The sequence below is a fragment of the Streptomyces sp. NPDC048566 genome (assembly GCF_043199735.1).
GTDB lineage: Bacteria > Actinomycetota > Actinomycetes > Streptomycetales > Streptomycetaceae > Streptomyces.
Genome location: NZ_JBICWL010000003.1, coordinates 460866 through 471876, shown reverse-complemented (window position 1 = coordinate 471876; position 11011 = coordinate 460866). Strand labels below are relative to the sequence as shown.

General features: G+C 68.3%; 9 protein-coding genes. 5 read left to right on the top strand and 4 right to left on the bottom strand.

The features are described 5' to 3' along the window. From ACGFS9_RS08860 to ACGFS9_RS08845, 4 genes are all read right to left on the bottom strand, one after another. Positions 1–1256 (bottom strand): amino acid adenylation domain-containing protein (locus tag ACGFS9_RS08860; protein ID WP_393251638.1); only part of this gene is annotated, 1256 nt, incomplete at its 3' end. Positions 1257–1303: 47 nt separating this feature from the next. After that, positions 1304–2551, bottom strand: a complete 1248-nt coding sequence (locus tag ACGFS9_RS08855; protein WP_393251637.1) for a condensation domain-containing protein — start codon at positions 2549–2551, stop codon at positions 1304–1306. 16 nt (positions 2552–2567) lie between these two features. Beyond that, positions 2568–5249: an amino acid adenylation domain-containing protein gene (locus ACGFS9_RS08850; RefSeq protein WP_393251636.1), complete on the bottom strand. Its 2682-nt coding sequence runs from the start codon at positions 5247–5249 to the stop codon at positions 2568–2570. Positions 5250–5254: 5 nt separating this feature from the next. After that, the gene (locus ACGFS9_RS08845) at positions 5255–6343 is read right to left on the bottom strand and encodes a methyltransferase domain-containing protein (RefSeq protein WP_360656611.1); all 1089 of its coding nucleotides are present in this window, start codon (positions 6341–6343) and stop codon (positions 5255–5257) included. Between the two features lie 408 nt (positions 6344–6751). On the opposite strand from ACGFS9_RS08845, the gene ACGFS9_RS08840 reads away from it, so the two are divergent. The 5 genes from ACGFS9_RS08840 to ACGFS9_RS08820 are packed head-to-tail and all read left to right on the top strand — an operon-like array spanning position 6752 to position 10992. After that, positions 6752–7207: a cobalamin-dependent protein gene (locus tag ACGFS9_RS08840; RefSeq protein WP_360656608.1), complete on the top strand. Its 456-nt coding sequence runs from the start codon at positions 6752–6754 to the stop codon at positions 7205–7207. Next, complete coding sequence (locus ACGFS9_RS08835; protein ID WP_360656605.1) at positions 7204–8487, top strand: methylaspartate mutase; 1284 nt, start codon at positions 7204–7206, stop codon at positions 8485–8487. The genes ACGFS9_RS08840 and ACGFS9_RS08835 overlap by 4 nt, the downstream gene beginning before the upstream one ends. Positions 8488–8489: 2 nt before the next feature. Further along, on the top strand, positions 8490–9467 hold the full coding sequence (locus ACGFS9_RS08830; protein ID WP_393251635.1) for an asparagine synthetase A: 978 nt from the start codon (positions 8490–8492) through the stop codon (positions 9465–9467). Then, positions 9464–10783: a glutamate synthase-related protein gene (locus ACGFS9_RS08825; protein WP_393251634.1), complete on the top strand. Its 1320-nt coding sequence runs from the start codon at positions 9464–9466 to the stop codon at positions 10781–10783. The genes ACGFS9_RS08830 and ACGFS9_RS08825 overlap by 4 nt, the downstream gene beginning before the upstream one ends. Continuing rightward, on the top strand, positions 10780–10992 hold the full coding sequence (locus ACGFS9_RS08820) for an MbtH family NRPS accessory protein (protein WP_075971382.1): 213 nt from the start codon (positions 10780–10782) through the stop codon (positions 10990–10992). The genes ACGFS9_RS08825 and ACGFS9_RS08820 overlap by 4 nt, the downstream gene beginning before the upstream one ends. The last annotated feature ends 19 nt before the right edge of the window (positions 10993–11011 follow it).

Genomic DNA, 11011 nt, shown 5'->3' with positions numbered 1-11011 from the left:
TCCAACTCACCACCGGAGTTCCACCGCACCAGATCACCCGTCCGGTACATCCGCTCACCCGCACCACCAAACGGATCAGCCACAAACCGCTCAGCCGTCAACCCCGCACGCCCCACATAACCACGCGCCAGACCCGACCCCGCGATATACAACTCACCCACCACACCCGCAGGCACCAACCCCAAACCCTCATCCAGCACATACACCCGCGTATTCGCCAACGGCACACCGATCGGCACCGACGAACCGATCGGCAGTCCGGGACGGATGTCGTACGTGGTGGAGAAGCCCAGGTTCTCGACAGGCCCGTAGCCGTTGAGCAGCTTCATCTGGGGGAACATCTTCCGGGCCCGCTCCACGTGAGCGACGGAGGCGGCCTCTCCAGCGGTCATGACCTCGCGGACGTTTTCGAAGGCTTCCGGGTACTCGTCGAGGACGAGGTTGAAGAGCCCTGCGGAGAGCTGGAGCGCAGTCACCCCGTACGTGCGTACCAGGCGGGCGAAATCGGCCGGCTCGGGCCGCTGCCCCGGCTGGATGACCGTCGTACCGCCGTGGATCAGCGGTCCGAACACTTCCAGCGCGAAGGCGTCCCAGGACACGGGCGAGCACTGGAGGAAGACCTGGTCGGCGTCGAAGGCCAGGTAGGCCTGCCCTGTGTAGGTGCTGACGAGGGCTCGGTGGGGTGACGCCACGCCCTTGGGCCGGCCGGTGGAGCCGGAGGTGAACATGACGCAGGCTATGGCATCGGGGCGGACATCGATGCCCATGTCATTGGCGGAGGCCGCCGACGGGCCGGCCGCGTCCAGGCGAACCTCGGTGAGGTACGGGGTGCTCAGCCGTCCGGCCGTCGCTTCGTGCGTGATCACGACAGGCGCGCCGGTGTCCTCAAGGACCGCCGTCAGGCGCTCGTGCGGAAAGTCCGGGTCGAGCAGCGTGTAGGCGCAGCCCGCCTTGAGCACAGCCATCAGCCCAACGATCAGGTCAGGGCTGCGCTCGACGTGGACGGCCAGGACCTGGCCGGGGCGGACGCCAAGCCCGATGAGGTGGTGCGCCAGCCGGTTGGCCCGCGCGTTGAGCTCGGCGTACGTCAGGCTCCCCTCGTCCGAGGCCACGGCCACCGCGTCCGGCACCCGCCGGACCTGCTCCTCAAAGAGCTCATGGACACACGCGTCCGCCGGATACTCCGCAGCCGTATCGTTGTACTCAACCAGCAGACGGTGCCGCTCCTGAGCAGACAACATGTGAGACGCAAACACGAGGAACCCCTTCTGACCCTGCCGTACGGAAGAAAAGGCGACGCCTCTCACTTGATGAGGCGCGCCAAGCTGGACCGGAACGCTCCGGCCATGTCGTTCGCCTGGTCGGCGGTGAAGGAGTCCCTGTCGGTGCGGAGCACTCCGCTCATGTTCCCGACCGTTCCCCAGCTGAATTCCCAGAGGGCCGGGAAGGTCGCCCAGCGGGCCGGTATGGGAAGCGCGGTGGCCCTGGCCCCAGACAGACGCAGTCGGGGAACCTCCGTGTCCACGTTCACCAGGTGCAGCAGGGGGGCCGAACCCGGGGTCCTGCGCATCCGGGCAGCCTTCAGGATGCGGGTGTAGGGGAGGTGCTTGTGCGCCAATGCGGACTCCATAGCGGCTGCGTGGGTCTGCACGATCTCCTGCGCCGGCCGGCCCGGTCGCCAGGTGGTCGAGACCGGCAGCGTGTTCAGCAGCGGCCCCACGGTCTCCTGGAGGTCCCGTGTGTCACGCAGCACTGCGGGTAGCCCGACAACCGACCGGCACGGCCGGTCAGATCCTGCTCCGGGCGCGGCCGCGACGGCCGTGCTCACGGCCGTGAAGAGCACCGCGGCGGGCGACACGCGCGCCTCCCGGGCGAGGCGCTTGACGCCTTGGGTGTGTGCCGCGTCGAGATAGAGACCGATCGGCAGGAAGCGGCCGCGATCGTCCTCGGCCGGAGGGTCCTCTCGCGGTACGGACTGGGGCTGGTGGTCCCGCAGCGAGTCCGCCCACCATGCCGTGTCCTCGGCGGCAGCCCATTCCTCGGCGGCGTAGGCGAAGAAGTCGGGCGCCGGGGTCTCCTCCGGACCGGCGGCGCCCCGCATGATGCGGGCGTAGGCATCGCCCAGTTCCCGGGTGAGCAGCGCCAGGGTCCAGCTGTCACCGGCCACGTGGTGGACGGACAACACCAGGAGGTGGTCCTCGGGCGAGGAGGACATCAGCAGCGCGCGTACCGGTACCTCGCGGCGCAGGTCGAAAGGCCGCTGCCAGAACTCGGTGACAACGGGCGCCTGTTCGTCACCCCCCTCCCAGGTTCCGAGGACCAGCCCAGGAAGGGGGGACCCGGGTGCCAGCGGGACAGCGCCCGTCACGTCGTACGTGGAGTGCAGTACCGGGTGGCGCCGGATCACGTGGCGCAGGGCCCCCTCCAGCGCGGGCACCTTCAAGCGCCCCGAGATCCGGAAGCCCAACGGCATGTTGTAGAGCGGACGGTTCGCCAGAGCCTCGTGCACCAGCATCGACTGCTGCATGTCGGACAGCGGATGGGGTTCCATGTGTGAAGTGCCTCTCCTACCGGCGGCGCTGTCGCGCTACGTCCGCACGCCACTCGGCGAAGGTCCGTGCCCGCAGGCAGCCGTGCGGGGTGACTTCCACCCCAGTCACCTCGCGTACCCGGGCACTCACGCGAAGTGCCAGCAGGGAGTGGCCGCCGAGGCGGATGAAGTCGTCGTCGTCGTGGACGGCGTCGACCTGCAGGGCCTGACGCCAGATCTCCCGGAGCAGCTCCTCCTGGCCGAGCTCCGAGGCGTGCGCCGGCCCGACGGCGTCCGGTGCCGGCCCCGGGGTGTCGGGGAGGTCGTGGCGCGAGACCTTGCCGTTGGGGAGCCTCGGGAGCTCCTCCAGGAACACGAACCGGTCGGGGCGCATGGCCGGGGGCAGCTGGTCCGTCATGTAGGCGCGCAGTGCGCGAACGGTGAGCAGGGTCTCGGCGTCCTGGTCGGAGCCGCCGGACGCAGCGCCGTGGGCCGTGGGCACGGAGTCCGGGGAAGGTGCCCGGGTCGCGTACACGTAGGTGACATCGGCGTCCGCGCCCACGCTCCAGTCGTTGACCTCGTGAACGGAGAAACCCGCACCGTCGAGGATCGCCTTGATCTCCGCGCCGACCACGCTGGCGCGCTCCACCTCAAGGCATACCTGCTGGACGGCACGCCAATGGCGGGCATCCAGGCCGCGCAGGATGCTGAGCTCCGCACCCTCAGCGTTGATCTTCAACAGGTCGACCCGCTCCAGGCCGAGCCGGTCGAACAAGCCGGAGAGGGTCACGGTCGGCACCGTGTGGGCCGTTGCCTGAAGTCGATTCTCTGCGGCGAGGAGGAGCGAGGCCTTCTCCTGCTCGGTCATGTTCTCGTCTGCCGCCCCGGTGCTCTCGTAGTGCGACTGGACCAGTTCAGCCGCTTCCTGATGCCGCTGCGACCCGAGGCCGGAGAGGTACGAGAGCTCCGGGAACGAGGTGAGTTCGGCCGTGCCGGCCCGGTCGGTCACGGCGACCGGCACCACTTCGGACCGCACCCCGTGCAGCTCCAGGTTGGCCCGGAGGTAGGGCAGCGTGTCCGGGTTCGGCTCGACGGAGAGCAGCCTGACGTTGTCGGCCTGCTGGTGGGCCCACAGGGAGAACAGGCCGATGTTCGCCCCGATGTCGACGACCACGGCGTCGTCGTCGAGACGCACGCCGTACCGCGCGTACTCGTCCTGCTCGAAGATCTGCCTGTAGAGGAAGAGGGCCTCGTCGGGGGACGGCGTTGCCACGCCGAGACCGTGCGGCAGTTGCACACGCCGCAGGCCATCGACGACCGGGGCGTGGCGGCGCTTGGCCGCGACGTACCCGATCAGGCTCGCACCGCTGTCCTTGTCGGGTACGGCGACCACGGCGGCGTCGTGCACCATCGGGTGGCGGCGCAGAACGGCGGCGACTTCCTCGGGTTCGACCCGGACGCCGCGCACCTTGACCTGGTCGTCGAGCCGACCGCGGAACTCCAGGTAGCCGGGTGTGGCGCGGCGCACCAGGTCGCCCGTGCGGTACATCCGCCCGCCGGCCGCGGAGAACGGGTCGGGCCGGAAGCGTTCCTCGGTCTGGCGCTCGTCTGCGAGGTAGCCGACGCCGACGCCCGCACCTCCGATCCACAGCTCCCCGATCTGGCCTTCCTCCACTGGCGTGAGGTCCTCGTCCAGCACGTGGCAGCGGACGCCAGCGATGGGCCGCCCGATGGGCGCGATGTGGCCGTCGTAGGGTTCGCTGCAGTCCCAGAAGGTCGCGTTCACCGATGTCTCAGTCGGTCCGTACTGGTTGAAGAGGGCGCAGTCGGGAAGCGCCGCCCGGAAGGTCCTGACGCGGTCCATGTCGAGGGCTTCGCCGCCGCAGAAGACACGCCGCAGGTCGGTGCAGTAGGCCAGCTCGGGCTCTTCGAGAACGTAGCGGAGCATGGAGGGGACGAAGTGGGCCGTGGTGACGCCCGCGTCCTGCATCAGCCGCACCAGGCCCAGACTGTCGAACTGCAGGCCGGGCGGAGCGATCACGAGCGTTCCACCCGCGATGAGGGGCGAGAAGATCTCGTGGACCGAGGCGTCGAAGGCGATCGACGCCTTGTGCAGGACGCGGTCGGAGTCCTCGAAGCCGTACTGGGCGTGGCCCCATTCCAGGCGGTTGTGCAGGCCCCCATGATGCAGGACGACGCCCTTGGGTGTACCGGTCGACCCGGAAGTGAAGAGAATCAGAGCCGGGCGTCCAGCCCCTCCCTCGCGGGGCCAGCCGGCCGGCTGCAGCGCCTCGTGCGAGGGGAGGCCACCCGCGAGCGGGTTACCCTGGGAAAGGTCGCTGACGTCGCGCCACCGGCTCGGAGTGACCTCCTGGTCGCGATGGGCGGCCGTCCCCGCGTGGAGAACGAGTCGCGGGTTGGCGGCGCGGATGATCGCGTCGGTCCGCTCGACCGGAAACTCGGGGTCGACGGGCACGGCCACCGCTCCCACCAGCCAGGTGGCCACGAGTGACGTCACGTACTCGGCCGAGCGCAGGAAGAACAGGCCCACGTGGTCGCCGGGTGCAACACCGGTACCGCGCAGCAAACCAGCAATGGCGTGAATTCGACCCCACATGTCGGCGTAGCTCAGCTCACCGTCCGCACTGACGATCGCCGGCACTTCGGTAGCTCCGCCCTCGGGGCGGGGGAGCAGGTCCGGCACAAAGAACGAACTCATGACACTCAGACCACTTTCTGGGCAACTGCGACGATCGCAGAGCGGGGAATCTCGGCCACGTAGGTGCCATTGGCTGGATACACCACCGGACGTGGCGTGTAATCAACCCTCTGGGGCAGAGTCGCGAGGTACTCCTCATGAGCGAAGCACTGCTCCAGCAGACGCCAGCAGGAATCGGTGCCGCCGAGCGAGTCGAAGTACGCCCTGACCCCATACATATCGGCCACGTAGTCGCACATGCGCTGCCGGGCGTCCCTCTCCGTCGCCGCCCGGACGATCAACGGGTCATACAGGTCGATGACATGTGCCGGCGTTCCCGCCTCGTCGAAGAGTTCGGTGAGCACGTCGCGGGAGAAATGGGGATAGTCGTGTCCCGCCTCAGTGTGGGGGTGGACCACGTCCGTGAAGAATTGCGCCATGGGGCTGGTCGTGTCGAAATCGTGAAGAACCACGCGCCCTCCGGGACGGACGACCCGCAGGGCCTCGGCGACCGCCCCGAGCCGGTCCTGCGGCGCGATGTGGTGCGTGCCGTAGGCGAGCAACACTGCGTCCATCACGCCGTCGCTCAGGAAGAGGTGGTCCGCCGCCTGCCGGACGGCGGGCAGACCCTGCGCCAGCGCCCGCTCGACCATCGCGCCAGACAGGTCCCCGGTCAGGATGACGACCCGGTCCGACAGGTCGGTCGCCTGTTCCCGGAGGGCGCGGACGAGGGTTCCGTCGCCACCGAGCACGTCCAGGACGGTGCACTGCCGCGAGGGCGGTCCGGGTTCGGCGGCCGACGCGGAGGCGAGCTCGAGCAGCTGGTGTATGCCGGTCCAGCGGACCGAGGAGTCGCGCTGTGCCTTGCGGTAGGAGTCCCCCCGCCCGGTGCCGTCCGAATCGAATTCCGTCGTGGTGGCCGTCAGCACGCGCAGCGCCTTGTCGGCGCCCGGGCGACTGAAGTCCAGCACAGACGCCAGGAGGGGGTGGATCGGCACCACTTCGCGCAGATAGTCGTTGAGGGTCATCGACGGAAGGTAGAAGTCCGGTTCCGCCAAGGCATCCGCCTGCATGTTCACCAATCCGGCCTCCCGATGGGTCTCATCGGCGACCATAAGCTCCACTGGCTTCGGGGAGTTCACCCCAACCGTTCGGAAATTGCGCCCGCGTCGCGGCTGTCGGCACGAGCCTGCACAACTGAAGGGCATCCAGCACATCGGATTTAAGCTAGTTTCAGTTTGCGGCAACGACATCGCACCATCTCAGGAGCCCAAACGACTCGTCAAGGCAGTTTCTGACGCTACTTCACCCGAGACCTGCAGGCCTGTGGACTGCGTCACATCCGGCAGCCTTGACAACCTTCAACGCCGACATGAAAGATCAACAGGGAACGGGATACCGGAGTCGGCCACGTGAAGTTTGATTCCGGCATTGACCTCGGAACACGCCTGTGATCCAGGCGAAGTTCGCCCTTGAGGACTGCGAACTCTCGGACGTTTGGATATGGAGTTCTGGACCGCCGCATGGAACTGAGTCTCATATCAAGGCCGGAACATCCAGTCCGCCGACGGATCATCGTCACAAGTACCGCCTCGGACTCACACATCTGGAACCTAATATTCCTTCAGCTCTTCCTCGAGGAGGCGGAGCACGAGGTCGTGAACCTGGGCCCCTGCGTCCCGGACAAGATGCTCATACGGGAAGCACTCGATCGGCGACCCGATCTCATCGTCGTCAGCAGCGTGAACGGACACGGTCACCACGACGGCCTCCGCATCGTCGGGCGCCTTCGTGCAACTCCTGGGCTGGCGTGCACACCGGTGGTCATCGGCGGCAAGCTCGGGATCGGCGGCCCTGACCCCCGACGCAACCACGCCCTACGCGCCGCTGGTTTCCAAGCGGTGTTCGAAGGAGGGCGGAACGATCCCGAAGACCTCCTGGCTCTGATCGGTACGCTTCCCAGCACGGTCCCTGCATGACGCTGGGATTCGGACACGTGGTGTCCACGGCACACGCCCGTGGCCAACTCGTCGTGCAACCACGCATGGGCATGCCGGTTCCGGCAGACATGCGGGCGGGGCTCCTCGCAACGAAACGGGCCTCGGCCGTCACCGTCGGCACGGTCACGCTGGACAGTTACACGCGGGTGGGCGACCACGCCGCCGCCTGCCGAGCGCTGGGCAACGACAGCTCGCTCAACGGATACCCCGTCGTGGCACACGGCGCCGACACCACGCGGTGGATGCTCTCCGGGGTGCGGGACGACACCTTCCCCGTACAGGTACGCCACGGGTCTGCCGACCCGCGCTCGATCTTCACCACACTGGCGGCCGTGCCGATCGACGCGACCGAGGGCGGCCCCGTCTCGTACTGCCTGCCCTACAGCCGGATGCCGCTGCGCGAGTCGATCCGCAACTGGACAGAAGCCAGCCGGAGCTTCGCGCAGCTGCAGACGACCGGACTTCAGCCGCACATGGAGACCTTCGGCGGTTGCATGCTGGGTCAGCTGTGCCCACCAAGCCTGCTCGTCGCCATCAGCGTGCTGGAGGCAATCTTCTTCCGTCAGCACGGGCTGCGGAGCATCTCCCTGAGTTACGCCCAGCAAACCAACACGGCACAGGACGAGGAGGCGATCACCGCCCTGCGGGACGTCGCCGCCGCCCATCTACCGGACGTGGACTGGCACATCGTGCTCTACGCATACATGGGCGTCTATCCGCGCACCCCCCGGGGCGCCCAGCTCCTTCTCGACGAGGCGGCCAGGCTCGCCGTGCGCGCCGGTGCGGCCCGCCTGATCGTGAAAACAGTCGCCGAGGCGCACCGCATCCCAACGGTCCAGGAGAACGTGGCCGCACTGGAGACCGCAGCACGGGCCGCCCGGCAGGAGCGCCGTCGCAGCCCCAGCCAGGGTGCGGGACAGCAAATCCACGCGGAGGCGACAGAGCTCGTCAACGCCGTGCTCGATCTGGACGAGGACGTGGGATGCGCGCTCGCCCTCGCCTTCGAGCGCGGGTACCTGGACGTTCCCTATTGCCTGCACCCGGACAACGCCGGCCGCACCAGGAGCTTCATCGACACCGACGGCCGCCTCCAGTGGTCGACGACGGGCTCGATGCCGGTCACCCGCGTGGTGCAGTCCGGGACCACGGCCCGCCTCACCTCGGCCGGATTGCTGAGCGCCCTGTCCTACGTGGCCGACAAGTTCGACTGGCTCCACCAGGCCGACACCGCCGACCATCCGACGAAGACGGAACACTGAACATGACACTCCCCCCAGATCCCCGTACCCACCTGGCCTCCGGCACGACGCGTGCGGTGCTCCGCATCCAGCACCGGATCCTCGACACCGTCCGCGCCCATCTCACCGGCCTCGGGTTCACCGAACTACTGCCGCCCATCATCGGACCGGTCACCGATCCCGGCGCGCGCGGCGCCAAGCAGGTCGATGTCGATTACTACGGGCACCGCTACAAACTCATGACCAGCGCGATCCTGTACAAGCAGGCCGCCCTGTTCGCCTTCGACAAGATCTTTTTCATCGCACCCAACATCCGGCTGGAACCGCTCGAGACCGCGCACACCGGCCGCCATCTGGCCGAGTTCCACCAGATCGACGTCGAGGTGGCCGGCGCGTCTCGCAGCGACATCCTCGAGCTCCTCGAAAGCCTGGTCAGCCGGGTCATCGAGCAGACCCTGCATGCGGAAGCCGCCGCGCTGGGCGAACTCGGCCGGGACTCTGCCGTGCTCGGCAAGGCGCTGCTCTCCCCGTTCGGGCGGCGCACCCACGGCGAAGCGGTCGATCGCCTGCGCCAGTTGGGCCACGACCAGAGCTCGGACGCCGAGATCGACTGGCAGGGCGAGGTGCTGCTCGCGGCCGAGGCGGAGCAGCCGTTCCTGATCACGGACTATCCAAAGGGCTCGCGCGGCTTCTACGACCGGGAGAGCGAACAGCTGCCCGGTTTCCTGCGCAACTTCGACCTGATCGCCCCCGAGGGCTACGGCGAACTGTGCAGCGGCAGCGAACGTGAGAACGACTACCGGAAGATCGTCACTCGCATCCGGGAGACGGGTGAGAACCCCGCCAAGTACGAGTGGTACCTCAAGGCCGCCAGGGAAGGGATTCCCGCGAGCGCCGGCTTCGGCATCGGCCTGGAGCGCCTCACCCGGTACATCGCCGGACTCGACAGCGTCTGGCAGGCCAGCGCCTACCCCAAGGTTCCGGGAGTACCGTCACCGTGACCGGAAAGCTGACGGCGGCGGGCTTCCCGGAGGACCTGGTGCGCGCACGCGCCCGGAGCGGCCCGGCAGCAGCCCTGCCGGCCCTGGAGGACTACGCCCTCGCCATGTTCGGAGGGTCCGACACCCCCGGCCGTGAGGCGGCACACGACATGATGGACACGCTGCGGCTGGTGCCGCCCATTCTCATGCCCCGGCGGCTGGAGAAGCTGATCGACCTCGGCCGGGAACCCCTGTACATAGACGTCGCCTTGGACACCGAGGTCGGCGGGTTCAACTCCCCACTGCCCCTCGTCATCTCCGCGCTGGGTTCCACGAACCTGACGGGCGGTCACATCGGCAACGCCGTCGCCCGGCAGGCGGGTCGGCGCGGCGTTCCCATGGTCATCGGGGAGAACGTCGTACCCTCCTCAGGCTACGGACGCCTCGGCGATGCCGATCATCGGTCGCTGCGGACCCGTATCAGCGCGTACTGCGCCGAACTGCCCGACGGACTGGGCGGCGTCGCGGTCCAGCAAAGCACCGAGGACGCAGATGCCGAGGTCTGGAACCTCGTCTACAGCGATCCCACCGCCCTGCCCCTGCTGGAATCGGGGCGGCTCGCCTTCGAACTCAAGCTCGGACAGGGCGCCAAGCCGGGGCTGGGCGGGATGTCGGTCGTGGACGCGCCCGACGGCACCGCTGCGGAAGGCCCGTTCACCGTGGACCCGGTCTTCGGTACCGGGACCTCGCGGGTGCTCCGCTCGGCAACACCTGGCACCTTCACCCAGGAGATCCTGCACCGACAGATCATCCTGATGCGCAACAACTTCCCCCGGGCGCGCATCTGGGTCAAGCTCCCGCCCGGCCGTGACATCGCCACGGCCGCGGGCATCGCCTGGGCGGCCGGGGCCGATGCAGTCACCGTCGACGGCGCCGAGGCCGGCACCGGCTGGGCACCACTGTCCTTCATGGACCACGTCGGCCTGCCCTTGGCAGAGTGTCTGATGCGCATCGCGCCGGGCGACGTGTGCTGCATCGCGTCCGGACGCATGTGGGAGGGAACCCGCGCCATCAAGGCGCTCGCCCTGGGCGCGCGGGCCGTGGGCCTCGGTCGTGCCGCCTTCCTCGCTGCCGACGAGGACCCCGAGCGGGGACTGCTCAATCTGCTCGACTGCTGTGCCTTCGAGATGCGGCTCCTGCTCAGCGCACTCGGCAAGTACACAGTGGCGGAGGTCGGCCGGGAAGACCTCTGGGGCCTACCCCCTGCTGCGGCGCCTGTCTCGACCCCCGCCAACCCTCAACCGATCCGCACCATTGACTCCAAGGAGACGCCATGACCAACCCCTTCGAAGACGACGCCACCGCCTACGTCGTGCTTACCAACACCGAGAACCAGCACTCGCTCTGGCCCGCCACAGCTGACGTGCCGAAGGGGTGGACCGTAAGGCACGAGGGGTCACGGCAGAGCTGCCTCGACTACGTCGAGACGCACTGGACAGACCTTCGCCCGGCCAGTCTCGCCTCCAGAATGGGCAAGCCTGCCTAGTGTCCTGAGTCTCGGAAGA